The organism is Saprospira grandis (assembly GCF_027594745.1).
Lineage (GTDB): Bacteria > Bacteroidota > Bacteroidia > Chitinophagales > Saprospiraceae > Saprospira > Saprospira grandis.
The window spans coordinates 3,183,198-3,199,864 of the sequence record NZ_CP110854.1 but is presented as its reverse complement, the minus strand read 5'-3'; the positions used below and the strand labels follow the sequence as shown (position 1 = coordinate 3,199,864).

Annotated in this window: 14 protein-coding genes; 10 read left to right on the top strand and 4 right to left on the bottom strand. The window is 48.2% G+C overall.

Translation table 11 applies throughout. The annotated features are described in order from the left end of the window. Positions 1–69: 69 nt before the first annotated feature. Both OP864_RS12635 and OP864_RS12630 read right to left on the bottom strand, forming a co-directional pair. Positions 70–1,491, bottom strand: coding sequence for a hypothetical protein (locus tag OP864_RS12635; protein ID WP_015693481.1), 1,422 nt, complete (start codon positions 1,489–1,491; stop codon positions 70–72). Between the two features lie 243 nt (positions 1,492–1,734). Next, positions 1,735–2,544 carry a DNA/RNA non-specific endonuclease gene (locus OP864_RS12630; RefSeq protein WP_270098527.1) on the bottom strand — a complete coding sequence of 270 codons (810 nt, stop codon included), beginning with the start codon at positions 2,542–2,544 and terminating at the stop codon, positions 1,735–1,737. 162 nt (positions 2,545–2,706) lie between these two features. On the opposite strand from OP864_RS12630, the gene OP864_RS12625 reads away from it, so the two are divergent. After that, positions 2,707–3,333 (top strand): cytochrome c oxidase subunit 3, encoded by a 627-nt coding sequence (locus OP864_RS12625; protein ID WP_270098526.1) that lies wholly within the window; start codon positions 2,707–2,709, stop codon positions 3,331–3,333. Positions 3,334–4,909: 1,576 nt separating this feature from the next. Here the strand turns inward: OP864_RS12625 and OP864_RS12620 are convergent. Then, positions 4,910–5,461 (bottom strand): SixA phosphatase family protein, encoded by a 552-nt coding sequence (locus OP864_RS12620; RefSeq protein ID WP_015693476.1) that lies wholly within the window; start codon positions 5,459–5,461, stop codon positions 4,910–4,912. A 123-nt stretch (positions 5,462–5,584) separates the two neighbouring features. After that, positions 5,585–7,237, bottom strand: coding sequence for a T9SS type A sorting domain-containing protein (locus tag OP864_RS12615; RefSeq protein WP_270098525.1), 1,653 nt, complete (start codon positions 7,235–7,237; stop codon positions 5,585–5,587). Positions 7,238–7,511: 274 nt separating this feature from the next. On the opposite strand from OP864_RS12615, the gene OP864_RS12610 reads away from it, so the two are divergent. From OP864_RS12610 to OP864_RS12570, 9 genes are all read left to right on the top strand, one after another. Beyond that, on the top strand, positions 7,512–8,594 hold the full coding sequence (locus OP864_RS12610; RefSeq protein WP_270098524.1) for a M42 family metallopeptidase: 1,083 nt from the start codon (positions 7,512–7,514) through the stop codon (positions 8,592–8,594). Positions 8,595–9,027: 433 nt separating this feature from the next. Then, positions 9,028–9,636, top strand: coding sequence for a recombination mediator RecR (recR, locus tag OP864_RS12605; RefSeq protein ID WP_270098523.1), 609 nt, complete (start codon positions 9,028–9,030; stop codon positions 9,634–9,636). 7 nt (positions 9,637–9,643) lie between these two features. Further along, positions 9,644–11,656 carry a glycosyltransferase family 2 protein gene (locus tag OP864_RS12600; RefSeq protein WP_270098522.1) on the top strand — a complete coding sequence of 671 codons (2,013 nt, stop codon included), beginning with the start codon at positions 9,644–9,646 and terminating at the stop codon, positions 11,654–11,656. After that, complete coding sequence (locus OP864_RS12595; RefSeq protein ID WP_270098521.1) at positions 11,657–12,529, top strand: class I SAM-dependent methyltransferase; 873 nt, start codon at positions 11,657–11,659, stop codon at positions 12,527–12,529. Continuing rightward, positions 12,522–12,773, top strand: coding sequence for a hypothetical protein (locus OP864_RS12590; protein WP_270098520.1), 252 nt, complete (start codon positions 12,522–12,524; stop codon positions 12,771–12,773). Before OP864_RS12595 ends, OP864_RS12590 begins: the two co-directional genes overlap by 8 nt. A gap of 45 nt (positions 12,774–12,818) precedes the next feature. After that, on the top strand, positions 12,819–13,034 hold the full coding sequence (locus OP864_RS12585) for a heavy-metal-associated domain-containing protein (protein ID WP_270098519.1): 216 nt from the start codon (positions 12,819–12,821) through the stop codon (positions 13,032–13,034). Between the two features lie 13 nt (positions 13,035–13,047). Beyond that, complete coding sequence (locus tag OP864_RS12580) at positions 13,048–13,836, top strand: DUF3050 domain-containing protein (RefSeq protein WP_270098518.1); 789 nt, start codon at positions 13,048–13,050, stop codon at positions 13,834–13,836. 471 nt (positions 13,837–14,307) lie between these two features. Further along, positions 14,308–15,255 (top strand): hypothetical protein, encoded by a 948-nt coding sequence (locus OP864_RS12575; RefSeq protein ID WP_270098517.1) that lies wholly within the window; start codon positions 14,308–14,310, stop codon positions 15,253–15,255. 66 nt (positions 15,256–15,321) lie between these two features. After that, complete coding sequence (locus tag OP864_RS12570) at positions 15,322–16,662, top strand: SWIM zinc finger family protein (RefSeq protein ID WP_270098516.1); 1,341 nt, start codon at positions 15,322–15,324, stop codon at positions 16,660–16,662. Positions 16,663–16,667 lie beyond the last annotated feature (5 nt).

The window sequence follows — 16,667 nt, the reverse complement described above, 5'->3', positions numbered from 1 at the left end:
CTTCGGCCGTTTGCCTATCAAAAAATGTGCCCCTATTTAAGTTTTTCTTTGGCTTTTTTGGCCAGCGGCTTAATAGTCAAACTCCATGCTTTCTAATGGAAAACCAAAGGCCCCTCTTTCCTGAATATAACGCGCCACACGATCCGATAACATGGCCTCCCAGCCTTCTTCTGCCGCCTGTATTTTGCGCAGGGCTTCTCTAGAGCGAATATGTAAAACATCCTCATTATAGCCTTCTACATCTCGAATCTGCCGCTGGTCCAGCAAATGCTGATAGAGGTTGCGCATACCTTCTGGAATGGGCAAATTATGGGTTTGCAACAGCTCTCCACTGCCTTCCTTGAGTTCTGGATAGGCATAAAGGGTCACATTGCGGGTAAATACCTCGCCAAAGGCCGTGAGCAAACGCCCATCTTTATTCCGTTCATATTTGCCCGATAGCAAGCTAAGCAGCAAATTGTTTTCAAGGACCAAGCCCAAATGCTGAATCCGATAATCAAAGGCGTATTGAATGAGCTTATGGTAGCGGTCGCAGTCCGTAATCATTACATACTGCCCCAAATGATTGAGCAAGCGCGCCCGTTCCAAAAAGTTTTTCTCATCGGTGGTATTTTCTTCTCCCTGCAGACTATCAAGGGTCATTTCGGTCATGACAAAGCAGTCCATGGCCCGCCGACTAAAGTCGGCCCTAAATTGCGCCGCCGAGGCCCGAATCATATCTAGGCTCAGCAAGGTAGACGGATTGTAGTTGCCCCGAACCAACAAGAGGTTTTTCTTATACAAGAACTCCGATATATGAACGGGCTGCCCCTTCTTATCAAAAACAGCCACATCGGTCAGGTTTTGCTCTATTAAAGATAAGAGCAATAGACGATTGTCAATATGTTCAAAATCGGGCCCTTTCATGCGTACCACATCAATCCGAATCCGATCCTCCAGCTTATCCAGCAAAGAGGCCAAAAGCTCTTTATAATCCGCATGATAGCGATAACAGGCATATAATAAATTTACCCCCAAGATCCCCACCGCCTGCTGCTGCAAATTGGCATTGCCATCCTGCAACTCTATATGCAAAACGATTTCGTTGGGCTCTGCATGCGGACTCAACTGAAAGCGCATGCCCATCCAACCCTGCCCCTTGATGGTGCGGTGGTAATTGATGGTGGTAATGGTATCGGCAAAGGCAAACAAACAGAGGTCGGGCCGCTGCCCACTCAATCGATCCAACAACAACTCATACTCATGGTCTAGCATTTTATACAATCTCGACTCGCAAACGTAGCGGCCAGAAGGCTCCCGCCCATAAATGTCATCACTGACCACTTTGTCGTAGGCCGAAATCGTTTTGGCGATGGTCCCCGCCGCAGCTCCTACCTTAAAAAAATAACGAGCCACTTCTTGCCCCGCCCCAATTTCGGCAAAAGAGCCGTAAATTCTAGGGTCGAGGTTGATTTCTAGGGCTTTCTGTTCGGTTTCTAAAAATTGACGCATAGTTGTAGTATTAAGGCCCTGAATATACAGTTTTGCTGAAAAAAAAGAAAGGTTTGTAAACCGAGTTTACAAACCTTCTAATCACCAAAAATCAATCAAATTCTAACGCTTGTATTAAAGAACCAAAAGCGAATTGGCCCCAATACTGTCGTTTTCTGTTAGCTAAGATAGAAGCATTCTACATAAATGCAAAACTTTTGATAAAAAAAAAGTTTTGTTCTTTTTCTCTGCCCCAAATCCCCTCTATTCCTTCAACCAATCGCCTAGTTCTTTCTGCTGTTCTAAAGCATCTGCCTGCTGCACCGATAGTTTAGGGAAAAAGTTAAGGCCCGTCTTATTTTCTAACTCCCGAATACTCAAAGCAAAGCTGCTTAAGTCTGCATCCGACTTTTCATTGGCCAATAAAAAGGCAATGCTCTTCCGCGCCTTTAGGTCTACAATGACTTTGTAAAAGGCCGAAGGCACCAAGATGTCTCCAGCAATTTTTGGAGCATCCACAGGCAGTTCTGCTGGCAAAACAGGCCCGGTAATCACCAATAAATCCCCCTTTTCTAAGGCCCAATCTCGCAAGTCCCCCTCTAGCTTTTTCCAAATCCCCCGATTAAAACTGGGGTCCTGAGGCGATACATTAGATAAATAAAAGCTTTCGTCCATGGCCTTGGGATCAAAATCCATATCCTCGGCCGGAATCAAATGCCCCCGATCAAAACCCGAGCCCCGATAATCAGCATCACTAGCCGTTTGCCGCCCCAATTGAGGGTCCTGGATAAAACCAGAACGCCTAGGCGCCCGCTCATCCGCTACCGACTGGCTGTCGATCCGATACATGGCCCATTCCGCATTTTTTGCATCCAAACGATAGGAAAGCTGATAAAATTGATGACGCACCAATTGCCCCCCCTGACCCGCTGGCACATCTGCCAGTAGCTGCTCTGCGGTCCAAAGCTGCTCTGCTGCCGCTGGGGCCGGACTAGCGCCCCCAGGCGCCTGCGGACTAGGCTGACAAGACCAAAGGCCCAATAATAAAAAGCCAAATGCTAGTAATCGATTCATAAGTTCTGCTTTTGCGTTGGGCTGCCCCAACTCTTTTCTTATATGTTTGTTAAGAGACAAACATAAGTTATTTTTCCCAAAGCTGTCTTCTGTGATTCTTGTTGCTTAAACTCATAGCAGCCCTTTGTTTATTTTGACCTAATTTTTCAACTGCATCAACTTATGGCCAATAGAAAACATTATCCCCAAGACCAATACGAAAAACCGGTCTTTAATCTCCCCTACCAAAAAATTTATCTCTACCTCCTTTTGGTAGGCCTCACTTTCCTCTTTGTCGCCTTTGCCATCGGCTATGTCTATACCCGCTCGGCCAATGAGGTGGGCCAGGGCGTTTACCTCCCCCCCATTTTTATCGCCAACTCGGTTTTGCTTCTCCTCAGCAGCCTGACCATCAAGGCCGCCAATACAGCCTATAAAGAGGATGAAACTAAGAAGTACCAAAATGCCCTCAACCTGACCTTTCTGCTCACGGCCATTTTTCTCATTATGCAAATTTTGGCCTGGACCCTCTACAAAGATGCCCTGATGGGCGAAAATATTGGCAATGGCAAGCAGTATCTATACGCCCTCTCGGGCCTGCACTTTGCCCACGTTTTTGGCGGCCTGCCCTTCCTGCTCTACTTTATGTATGTGGCCTCGGTCCGCATGAAAGAACCCGTTAGCGTATTGGTCTATTTCTCCGACCCCGCCAAAAAACTCCACCTAGAACTCCTCACCGTCTATTGGCATTTCCTAGATGCCCTCTGGATCTTTCTCGTCCTCTTTTTCCTCCTTAATATGCTGTTCTAACTGCTGTTTTGGGGCCTCCCGCCTGCGGCGGGCGCTACGCTTTGGGGCTCGCAGGTCTGCTCGGCCCTGCGTCGCCTTTGGCGCCTTGGTCTGGCCTTACGGCCACCCCGCCGCATCGCTAGGCCGCTCATCTATCTTTTTCCTTTTGGCTTTCTTCTTTGGCAGTTGGCTGCTTTAGGACCATGAGCTAAAGCCCATGGTTCTGGGCCTAGGCAAAGAACAGTCCCATAAAATACGTCGCCAAACCCCATTAACGACGTTCTGAACTCCATCAGATACGTCCCTATACTCCATCAGATACGTCGCCAAACCCCATTAACGACGTTCCGAACTCCATCAGATACGTCCCTATACTCCATAAGGTACGTCCCCAAACCCCATCGATGACGTTCCGAACTCCATCAGATACGTCCCTATACTCCATAAAATACGTCCCCAAACCCCATTAACGACGTTCTGAACTCCATCAGATACGTCCCTATACTCCATAAGGTACGTCCCCAAACCCCATCGATGACGTTCCGAACTCCATCAGATACCTCCCTATACTCCATAAAATACGTCCCCAAACCCCATTAACGACGTTCCAAACTCCATCAGATACGTCCCTATACTCCATAAGGTACGTCCCCAAACCCCATCGATGACGTTCCGAACTCCATCAGATACGTCCCTATACTCCATAAAATACGTCCCCAAACCCCATTAGATACGTCTAGGGACCCCCAAATAGACGTCCTGGGACGTCTATTTGGGGTCCTACAACCTATATCATGGACTTCCACAACCTATATCATGGACTTCCATAACCTATATGGAGGACTTTGACCACCTATATCATACAGTAAAGGACCGCATACGAGCAGTACAACTACTGCATAGCAACAGTAAAGAGGGCCTGTTCAGGATTTTGTGTATTAGAATAAAATTTTGGCCTCTAAGTAGTTGGGATTTGGCCAATAGTCGCCCAGGGACAAGCCCCTAGGCTAATCCAATGGAGTCAGCCCTCTGTGAGGGCCTCAACTATTGATATACAAGGCCTTGTTCAGTTGTTATCGAAGAGAAGAACCTTATCCAAAGGCCCTCTTTAGAGGGCTGTCTAAAAAAGCTAGCCTAGGGGCTTGTCCCTGGGCGCAGGAAAGAGCAGACACAAAATTTTAAACAGATCCCAAGAGGTTAAACAATATCTCATAGCCCTAGGCTTCAGCCCAGCCCACTAAGTATAGAAGTTCTTTTTTGCACTTAATTTTCTGCTTAGCCATTCCCTGCCTAGAGACAAGCTAAAACTCCCCCCTCCCTACTACCCTTCCCCTCAATTCAAACACCCAAGAAAAAGCTGAGGGACTAGTTAAATACCTATTAGCCTAAGACTGAGTTTATATACATTGAGTTATTCGGCCGGAGAAGAAGGGCCAAAGAAAAAACTAAAGTTGAGCGGCCCAGCGCTGCGGAGCGGGTGGCCGAAGGCCAGACCGAGCTGGCGCAGCCAGCGAAGGGCCGAGCAGACTTGCGAGCCCCGCAGCATAGCGGCGGCCAACTAGCTGAATGCTAGTTGGCCGCGGGCCCCAAATGATTCCTAAAATTCTTTTTCTTCTAAGGGGGGCTGTAGATCTAAATCTAGTTGTCGGTACTTCTTTTTATAGAGCTTGGGGTAATCCCAAAAAGCAAACTCTCCATTGCTGCGGTCCAGTAACTGCCAATCATTGATACTAAAAATGGTTAGGCTCAGGCCAGCCGTGGGTTGGTTATCTATGGGCGTTGGCTTGAAGGCATTGACCCAATTGGTGGCGCTAGTATTGTGGCCCACAACAAGGACCTTATTGATATGATTGGGCAACTCTCGGAGGCGTTGGTAGACCTGTGGGAGCTCGGCCTCATAGAGGCGATAGCTAATTTCGATATCGCCAGCGGGGCGATTAAGGGCTTGGCAAAAATGCAGAGCCGTTTGTTGGCAGCGTTCTGCTGGAGAGCAGAGAATATGGTCCAGCGGCAGCTCTCTGCGCTTAAACAACTGGGCCATGAGTTGGGCGGCCTCCTCTCCTCTGGGGTTGAGCGGGCGATCAATATCGTCTAGTTCGGGCTGTTCCCAAGAAGATTTGGCATGGCGTAAAAAATAAACCCACTTCACAGTTATTGTATTTTGGTTAGGGGGCGAATATCTTAAAAAAAAGAGAGGGCACAAAAAAAGCCGCCTCCTTTGTCGGGAGGCGGCACTGAAAGCTATTGTCTACAGCTTTTTAATATCTATCTACTATTGCTTGATGAACTGCTTAACCGTAAATCCTTGGCTAGTGGCCAAGCGGATAAAGTAGACACCAGCAGGCAATTCGTTGATATTGATTTGCTCTGTTTGGTTTTGAGCGCCATTCAAGCTAATTTCCTGAAGACGTTGTCCACGGATATCGATCAAGCTAATTTGTGCATCCATTTGCTCCTCTAGAGACAACTGAATATTGAGGTAGTCCTTAGCAGGATTGGGGAAAACAGCCAAGCTATTTTGGTCCAATTGAGCTACAGGCGTTACAGCAGAACCCATCATGAAAGGAGCTTCATGTAGACGGATAACGGGGCGGTAGCCACCAGTAAATCCACCAGGATAGAGACGGTCAGTATATACCGTAGAACCTAGGCTAATGAACTCTCCAGTTCCGCCATAAGTAAAGCGAGGAGAAGTGGGAATTGTGCTATCCCCTTGGTATTGTACCACAAGGAGGTACTGAGTGTTGGCCGTCAAAACAGCAGAATCGGCTCCGCTATTGATGTCGAACAAACGCTCAGAGATGATCGTATTGGGTAGGGTATCAGCAGCAGTGATAATATGCTGAGTAGCAGCGATAGGCGTATAAGTAGAGTAATCTGCATCTTGACCAGTAGCGCCAGTAATATCATAAAGTAGGATATTGAAAGGACGGCCAATAAACTCAGAGCCATTGTCTAGGGCAAAAGAAGCCCAAGCTACAGAACCACCATTGGGACCAGCGATATAGGCGTTACCCATATCGAAGCGGTAACCAGCATCGGCAAAGCCTTGGTCAGTTACCCCGATCCAAGTGAACTCATCTTCATCGCCTTCATCTAGCATAAAGCTATGCTCAGTGATCTGGAAGTTTTCAAATACAGTATCATTAGCCAAAGAGCTAAAGAAAGCCATTTGATACATCCCCGTATCTACAGGCGTGTAAGTCTGTGTGAAAGTTACATTAACAGTAGTATCTGCATCAATAGTTAGGGTTTCTGTCAACGTTTGAGTAGCTCCAGCAGGATCAGTTACAATAGCGGTAACTGTAGCACTAGCAGAAGAAGCACTAGCATTGATTACATCTACATTGATTCCGTCTAGTGTTTGGATATGGTCCTCTGGCGTACCATAGGCAAAAGTACCTACCGCATTAGCGATAGCAGGCTTACGGAAAGTCATGCTTACAGAATCGCCAGCAGTAATAGCATTGGCCAAAAGCTCACAGTCTTCATAGCTCAACATAACGGCGGGAATATTTACCTGAGGACCAAAAGTACCTCCGGCCATGTTAATTACACCACCACCGGGCTGGCTATTACAAATCACACAACCAATAGCTCCTTGAATTTGTGCATTAAGGGCCTTTTGGCTAAAGTTACAAGCGCCACGGCGAACAAGGGCGATCTTGCCCGTCAAATCATTGACTACAGAGTCACAAGAAATAGAATCGCCTACTGCAGTTCTGGCCCAAACGGCCTGTCCAGTTACATTTGCAGCCAAAGAGGTAGGTCCCCAATCCGACTGATAACCATAGATATAAGAGCCCGCCAAGTTAGAGGGCGAGTTGACCTCTACCAACATGGGATGCTCCAACTGCTGGGCAGATAGACCGAAGCCCATAAGCAGGCAGGCAAAAAGAAAAAGTTTCTGTTGTAGAATTCTCATAATAGATTGCTGTTTTGGTTTTAAAATCGCAAATTGATATGCGGTTCATTTGCCTTAGCAAGATAATTTATTCTGTTTGATTTTAAAAGCCCTATTGTCTTAAAGTTTAAGTTTCCTTAACTTTTATTTTACAATAGCCGCCTAAGCTGCTGCAAACTAAGGCTTTATTTTTTTGTTTTATCTGCCCTTGCCAATGAGCGGGAAAAGCTTATATTTAAGCTTGTTTTAGATCAAAAATCAAGGCCCTAAGGGCCTCATCAAAATGTCACAATTTATGAATATCATCACGCCAACTTCTGAAGATTTTTTGGCCAAATACCTCAACAATGCTTCGCCTACGGGCTTCGAAACCCCTGGCCAAAAACTTTGGCTAGATTATATTAAGCCCTATATCGATGACTATTTTGTCGATAATTATGGTACTGTTGTGGGTGTGATCAACCCCACTGCCGACTACCGTGTGGTCATTGAGGCCCATGCCGATGAAATCTCTTGGTTTGTGCATCAAATTACCAAAGAAGGCTACATCAAAGTGATTCGCAATGGCGGTTCTGACCATATGATTGCCCCCTCTAAACGTGTCAATATCCATACGCCCCAAGGGATTGTCCGCGGCGTTTTTGGCTGGCCCGCTATTCATACTCGCCGTGGCGAGGATGCTAAATTGGCCCCCAAGCTCGACAATATTTTTATTGATGTGGGAGCCGATTCTAAAGAAGAAGTAGAAGAAATGGGCATTCATGTGGGTTGTGTGATTACCTTCGACGATGAGTTTGAGGTCCTCAACGACCGCTTTTATATGGGCCGCGCCCTCGATAACCGCATGGGCGGTTTCTGCATTGCCGAGGTCGCCCGTTTGCTGCATGAGGAGCAGGTCAAATTGCCCTTTGCGCTCTATATCGTCAATGCCGTTCAGGAGGAAGTAGGCCTCCGTGGTGCTCAAATGATTGCCAACCGCATTAAACCACATGCGGCTATCGTGACCGATGTTTGCCACAACACCCATACGCCTCTGGTCAGCATTGCCAAACATGGCGATATCAAGGGCGGAGATGGACCCGACCTCACTTATGCCCCTGCGGTGCACAACAAATTGCTCCAACTGATTATTGAGGCGGCCCAAGAGAAGGAAATTCCCTTCCAACGCTCGGCTTCTTCTAGAGTGACGGGCACCGATACCGACGCCTTTGCCTACTCCAATGCAGGCGTGCCTTCGGCCCTTATTTCACTGCCCCTCAAGTATATGCACACCACCGTAGAGATGGCCCATAAGGAAGATGTCAAGCATGTGATTCAACTCATTTTTGAAAGTCTTCAGAAGATCGAAAACCAGCATGATTTCCGCTATTTTCATTAAGGAATGATTTTTTGGGGCCTCCCCTAGGGCGCTTTGCGCCCTAGGGTCCTTCCCTTTCGCAGCTCGCAGGCCTGCTCGGCCCTGCGGGCTGCACTTCGTTTAGCCCTGGGTCGGCGGCTGCGCCGCCCTGCTACAGGCAAGTAGGCCGCTCATCGGCTGGGCTTTGCTTTTGGGCGGGCGGCTTCGGCCCAATTAATTATTAAAAGGCGCGTAGCGCTGCCTTATTTGGCTGAGGGATGGATAAGGGTGGCCGAAGGCCAGACCCAGCCGCCTTTGGCGGCGCAGGGCCGAGCAGACCTGCGAGCCCTGACACAGCCCGACCCGCCCACAGGGCGGGGCAGCCCCAAATTCTTCTCCTCGATCTGCACAAAAAGAAAACTTACAAATTTTGTATCTTGCGCCCATTCTAAAATTTCTTTGAAATAAAGTAGCGATGCCCCTTTCCTCTCAACTATTAGAAGAAGGCGTACAAGCCTTTAGCAAACTGCCGGGTATTGGCCGCAAAACGGCCCTTCGTTTGGCCCTACACCTCTTGCAAGCCGAAGAAGAGGAGGTGGTTGATTTTGCCAAGGCCCTGCTCGATATGAAGCAAAAGATTCAGTTTTGCCAAAAATGCCATAATATTTCGGACCAAGAAACCTGCAGCATCTGCCAATCGCCTGCCCGCAGCAAGCAAGTTATTTGTGTGGTAGAAAGCATCAAGGAGGTCATGGCCATTGAAAACACCCAGCAATTTCAGGGTACTTATCATGTTTTGGGGGGGCTCATTGCGCCCATTGATGGCGTTGGCCCCGACGAGCTTGAGATTGCCTCTTTGATAGAGCGTATTGAAAAAGATGAGGTAGAAGAGCTAATTATGGCCCTGAGCCCTAGCATTGAGGGCGATACTACCGTTTATTATATTTCTAAGCAGCTAGAAGGCAAAACGATTAAAATCTCGACCATTGCCCGAGGGGTTTCTTTTGGTGGAGAGCTAGAATATGCGGATGAGCTGACCTTAGGGCGTTCTATTTTGGGCCGTTTGCCCTACAAACAAAGCTAAATTGAGCATGAAACTGAGCATTGTCATTGTCAACTACAATGTGAAATATTTTTTGGAGCAGGCGCTCTTGGCCGTTCGTAAGGCCGCCAAGGGCTTAGCCGTAGAGGTTTTTGTGGTAGACAACAACTCAGTAGATGATTCTGTGCAAATGTTGCGGGAGAAGTTTCCTGAAGTCAAGCTCATGGCCAATAGCCAAAACTTGGGCTTTTCTAAGGCCAACAACCAAGCAATTGCGCAAGCCAAGGGGGAATATGTGCTTTTGCTCAACCCCGATACCGTCATCCGAGAAGATAGTTTATCGGCTCCCTTGGCCTTTATGGATGCGCATCCTGAAGCAGGCGGTTTAGGCGTAAAAATGATTGATGGCAAGGGCTGTTTTTTGCCCGAATCTAAGCGGGGATTTCCTAGTCCGGAAGTGGCCTTTTACAAAGCCTTTGGGCTCTCTAAGCTCTTTCCCAAATCCACTCGCTTCAATCGTTATCATTTGGGCTACCTCAGCGCCGATGAGACCCATGAAATTGAGGTACTTTCGGGGGCCTATATGCTTTTGCGCAAATCTGTTTTGGACCAAATCGGCTATTTGGACGAGGCTTTTTTCATGTATGGGGAAGATATTGACCTCTCTTATCGGGTGGTACAAGCGGGCTATAAGAATTATTATTTTGCGGGCACCACCATTATTCATTATAAGGGAGAAAGCACCAAAAAGGGCAGCTTGAATTATGTCAAGACCTTTTATAATGCCATGATTATTTTTGCCCAAAAGCATTTTGGTGGTCCTCAGGCTGGGCTTTATGTGGGCATGTTGCGGGCGGCCATTTATTTTCGGGCCAGCCTCACGCTTTTGGCCAATTGGAGCAAGCGCTTATTCCCCTTATTATTGGATGCTTTGCTCATCTTTATAGGCCTCTTTTTGCTCAAAGATATTTGGGCCAATCTCCGTTTTGATGATCCCGATTACTTTAAGCCCAGCTTAATCTACTTCAACTATCCGCTTTATATAGGCATTTGGCTGACTACCGCCTTTTTTCGTGGGGTCTATGATCAAAAGCTCAAGGCGGGACAACTGGTCTCGGGCTTTGCCTTGGGCAGCCTGCTCATTGCGGCGGTTTATGGTTTTTTGCCCTCCCATCTTCGGGCCTCTCGTATGCTGATTGTGCTGGGCACAATTTGGGCCATTGGCAGCAGTTGGAGCTGGCGCTACCTACTGGCCCTTTTGGGTAAGGGGCCTTTAGAACAAGGCCAACAACTGCATAATGTAGTCATTTTGGGCAGCTTGTCGGAAAGCGAGCGCGTGCAGCGCCTACTTTATAAAGCTAGAGTGCAAAATAACCTCATTGGCACCGTAGCGCCTAGCGAATCTGAGGCCGATTTCAAGCAGTTTTTGGGGGCGATCTACCAACTAGAAGAGCTGGTCCAAATCTATAAAATCAAAGAGATTATCTTTTGCGCCAAAGACCTGCGGGCCGAGCAAATTATTTATTGGATGAACCGCTTGGGACCAGAAGTCGCCTATAAAATAGTAGCCGAAGACAGCCTGAGCATTGTGGGCTCCAACTCCAAAAACTCGGCAGGCGACCTCTACACCCTAGAGCTGGGTTTCAAGATTGCCGAAACCATGGCCAAACGCAACAAAAGGCTGTTGGATTTGAGCAGCAGTTTCATTTTCCTGCTTTTTTCTCCTATTTTAGCTTGGAGCTGCGCCTCTCCCCTGGGCTTTATCGCCAATGCTTGGGCTGTTTTTTGGGGCCAAAAAAGCTGGCTGGGCTATGCCGAGGGAGACAGCAAACTACAACATCTGCCCAAGCTCCGCCCTTCGGTCCTCTCCCCTGCCGATAGCCTGCCCCAACTGCCCGATGAAGAACACAGCCTCCACCGCATCAATCTATTTTATGCCAAAGACTATTATTGGTCAGAAGATGCTCGGCTAATCTGGGAAAACTGGCGCAAATTGGGCCGAAAAAAACAGCCAGCACAGTCCTGCAGCCAGCCGCTGCCATCTACTCAAAAACAAGACTAAATGGCCAAGAACTATCGGGCCCAACTGATGGCCCACCCCAAAATCCCGATCAGCCTTTTCGACTTCCTAACCGAAGAACTGCAGATTTCTCGCCGCTACCTAGCCCTTTGTGTCGGTGCCGATGCCCTACAACTTATTAAGCATTGGAAAAAACGCCTGCATCTGCTTTGCCTGCTCTTGCCCGATCAAGCCGCCATCTCCCTAGCCGAAGAACTAGACCCCAGCCAAGAAATATGGATGCAAAAAGGCGATTTGGCCCAACTTCCCCTAGATGATGACAGTATCGATATGGTCTGTATTCTAGACCCCCTGCCCAGCTCCCCTGCCGCCTGGAAAAAAGAACTCCAACGCCTGCTTCGCCTCAATAGCTATGTTTTTGTCTTGAGACACGAACTAGAAGACCAAAATGAACGCAGCTTTTCTTGGGCCTTTAGCCAGTTTTTCAGACAACTACATGGCCCCAATAGCTACCCCCACCTCCCCCAAACAGAAAACTTTGACCAACTCTACCCCAGCAACTACAAAGCCCAAAGCTTTGCCAATCAGCTCCGACTCGATTGGCCCCTGCTAGAAGCCCACTACCAAGCTTGCCCCCAAGCCTTTGGCCTAGAACAAGAAGAATACGAACGCGCCCGAAAAGGCCTGCGCATCCTCTTTGAACAATATCAACAAGATGGAAAAGTGGTCCTCAACTACCAAACAAAACTCTACTACGGCCTTTTTAACCTCTATACCCCAGCCATCTCCCTACGCAAAAATATATTTTTTCAACTGCTCCGCCCCTTTGCCTTTCTCTTCTACCTACTCATCAAATTAAACCTCTACTTTTGGCGGGCTATCTACAAATTGCAAAAAAAACAAGCTGATGACTAAGCAAGATTTACAAAATAAATGTCGTGAACTTATCGAAAAATTATCCTACGAACACCTCGAACAAGTGCACGACTTTGGCAAAATGCTACTCGAAATGCAACAAAGCGAAGAGGAGTTTAATAACCACTTTAGCATAGAAACCCAAGAGGAAAACCCTCAGACCCCCAATGCAGAACCCCTTGCAGACCCCCTAGATAAATTGCTGCTACAACACCTAAAAGACGAAAATCGAGATATTAACTAAACCAATTTCTCCTTTTTCTATTCTACTCTAAAAGTACGCTCTAAAATGAAGAAACTCGTTTTTAAAACCAGTTTGCAGTGCGCCAACTGCCAAGCCAAAGTGCAAGATGAACTCAACGCTATTCCCGGACTGCATTGGCGGCTAGACCTAAGCGATGCCGACAAAAAACTCTATGCGGAAGGCGATGATATCAAAGCCGAAAAAATTATCGAAACCATTGAAGATTATGGGTTTGATATAGAACTTATTGACGAAGAATAATCTATACCACTTTATGGCCAATCTACCCAAGGAAATTCAGGCCCTTCAGGCCAAAATTGCGCCCATCGAAGCGCAAATTATCCAACACCCTCTCTATAAAAGTATCCAAAAACCCGAAGAGCTGCACCCCTTTATGCAGCATCATGTGCTGGCCGTTTGGGACTTTATGTCGCTGCTCAAAGCCCTGCAAATTGAGCTGACCTGCATGCAGCTCCCCTGGCGCCCAACAGGCAATGCCGAAACCCGCTTTCTCATCAATGAAATTGTGGTAGGCGAAGAGTCTGACGAACTACCCGATGGCAGCCATATTAGCCATTTTGAGCTCTATCTACAGGCAATGCAAAAGGCCGAGGCCGATCTAGGCCCTATTCAAGCCCTGCTAAAGGCCCTTGAAGAAGGCCAAACGGTAAAAGAAGCTCTGCAAACCGCCAAGATTCCCGCCGGCGCCCAAAAGTTTGTCAACTTTACCTTTGAGGTGATCGCAACAGGCAAAGCCCATATCATGGCGGCCGTTTTCACTTTTGGCCGCGAGGACCTGATCCCCGATATGTTCCAAGCCATGGTAGACGACCTCAATGCCCGCTTTCCCAACGATCTTAGCCTCTTCAAATATTATCTAGACCGCCACATTGAGGTGGATGGCGACCACCACAGCCATCTGGCCCTCTCCATGACAGCCCAACTCTGTGGCCAAGATCCCGAAAAATGGGCCGAAGCCGAACAATATGTCCTCCAAGCCCTGCAAATGCGGAAAATGCTCTGGGATTCTGCCTATGAAGCCATTATGGCCGTGCAAGTATAATCCTTTTTTTGGGGCTGCCCCTCGCCTAGGGCTCGGGTCGCTCCCCTCTACAGCTCGCAGGTCTGCTCGGCCCTGCGCAGGCTTCGCCTGCTAGGTCTGCTGCCTACGGCAGCACTGTTCCGGGCAGCTCAGCCTGCGGCGGCTGCGCCGCCTGCAAAACGCAAGCTCATCTTATCTGGATGGCCTTGCGTTTTTTTGTACCTTTGGACCAAAGGGCGCAAAGCGCCCCAAAGGAGCGAAGCGACTCGGCTGAGGGATGGAAAGTGGGGCGGCGAAGCCGCAGACCAAACTGCCGAAGGCAGTGCAGGGCCGAGCAGACCTGCGAGCCACGACACAGCCCGACCCGACCGATAATTCATGAGGGTTTCAACCCTCATTTTATATAGCTTCGCAAAGCGATACCGCTTTGCGCTGGGTTTTAACCCGGCGGAAGGGGCAGCCCCAAAAAACAGAAAAAATTAGTCAATGAATATGAAAAAGATCTATTTCAGTTGTTGTTTGCTTTTGCTTAGCCTTTGGGCCAAGGCACAATACTATGAAGTATATAAGGGGATTTTGGGCGGCGAACCCATGGAACTTATTTGGACGGAAAAAGCCGATGGGCAACTAGAGGCCTATTATATAGATATCAACCGCAGACAGCGCTTCCCTTTAGTGGGCGAATATCATCAGGAAGGACAATATTGGTCCTTTGAAAGCCAGGAAAGTCCACAAAGTTGGCGACTATTTTTGCGGGCACGCTGGGGCCAAAAAGGCCGCCTAGACGGCATCTACTACCGAGAAGATAAGTTGCGTAGCTTTGCCGATATGCGACAACAAAATGCCAGCAAACGCAATCCCGAACAACTCATCGAGGCCGTTAATGGCATTTATCGCGACTTTTTGGCCCAAAATAACCTCCCCCAACGACAAAAGGAATTGCCCTTTACCCAAGACGAACAAACAGGCATTTATTTTCTGGCCGAAAATGAACCCACTCCCCTCCCCTCTGGCCTTAGTTTAGCTGGCCGAGAAATGCACCGCTACCAAGCCATGCAGGTCTTTTTTGACGACTTTTCGGGAGATGGCAAAAAGCTAAGCCTCTACTTTCAAGTGCTAACCTATTACCCCAATATGCAACTGATGGTCTGGGCCGAAGAACAAAACGAAAATGGCCAAACGCTCACCCTAGGCGTTTATCAGCAAAATCGCAGAAATTGGGAGCTGACCAAAGATGTTTTGCAAGAAAAAAGCTGGGCCGAATTGGCCGAACGGCTCCCCCAAGGGGCCAAAATCAGTAAAAAGGGCGCATTTTACCAGTTGGAATTGGGCCAAAATCCCTTGCAAATTGACCTAGGTACCCCTTTAAGTAGCTTTTACGATAAAAAGAAACCCCTCTTCCGCCTCTTTTGGGAAAAAGGCCATTTGCTGATTCGCTAGGCCAAGACCTTCCATTCTTCACTGCTATTTTGTACATTTAAAGCCCAAAAATATTCTCTTTTGCCCATGAATTGGACGCCCTCAGAAATTTCTGCCCTCGCCCCAGATGTCGCTACCGAAAATCGTGCACGTCGACTTGCCCAGGCCCCAAAATGGGAGTCCCTGGGCCGCTATGAAGATTGTATCTGGGGCTATTGCAAAGGAGCCGGCATTGGTAGTATGGCCTATGAAGTTAAGATCTACCTCAAAGGGCCAGAACTGCTTTGCAATTGCGCCCAAAGACAAGTCCATTGTAAACACGCCCTAGCTCTGCTCTTCCTTTTTGCCGAATCTGCCCCGCTTTTTCGGCAAAAAACGCCCCCCCAAAATATCCTCCACTGGTATCTGCAGCAGCAACCCCAAACGGCCAAAACAAGCCCCGCTGCAGCGGTGGACCAAAAAGAGCTAGAAAAAAAGCGCTTGGCCAAAGCCAAGCGCCAAGCCAAAAAACTGGCCCAAATGGAGGCCGGCATGGAAGAACTAGAACAATGGCTACAAGATTTTAGCCGTCAGGGATTTGCCCAATTGCCCGTCCAAGAGAAAAGCTTTTGGGAGCAGCTGGCCCAAAAAATGACCGATGCCAAAATGAGCCGCCTGGCTTATGGCCTGCGAGAAACCGCCCAACTCCTGCCCTTTCAAAGCAACTGGATGGATTTTCTGGGCCAGAAAATTGGCGAGCTGCAACTCCTACTACAAAGCTTTAAGCAAAGAGAGAAGCTCTCGCCCCTTCAGCTAGAAGATTTACTGGATGCCTTGGGCCGAGTACAACGCAAAAAGGATATTGTGGCCCAAAACGACCCCATTGAAGATCAGTGGCTAGTCTTGGCCCAATTAGAAGAAATTGATGCAGAAGGCCGAAATATGCGCAGAGTTTGGCTGCAAGGCCTGCAAACAGGAAAAAATGCCCTACTCATTGATTATAGCTTTGGTAGCCGTGGCTTTGAGCAAAACTACTTTTTGGGCCAGCTCTTAAGCGCCAAACTCTACTATTATCCCAGCGCCTACCCCCAAAGAGCTATCTTGCAAGAGCAGCAGCAAAGCGCCCAAAAAGGCCCTTTCCAAATTCGGATGGCCGAAAACTGGCAGGCAGCCCAAACAGAATACGCCCAAGCCCTAGGGAAAAACCCCTGGCTCAATTACCAATTGTTTTTGGTCCAAAACCTTCGCTTAGAACAGCAGGCCGATGAACGTTTTATCCTTTTGGACCAAAATGGGCAATTTCTCCCCTTTCAGACCAAAATAGAGCAGAGCCTCTGGCGCATCTTGGCCTATGCCGCCGAAGCCGACATCCACCTAATTGGCGAATGGCAAAACGGCCAATTCCGTCCCCTTTCTATCTTCAAACAAGGTCAACCTCAAGCGCTTTAAGTCTT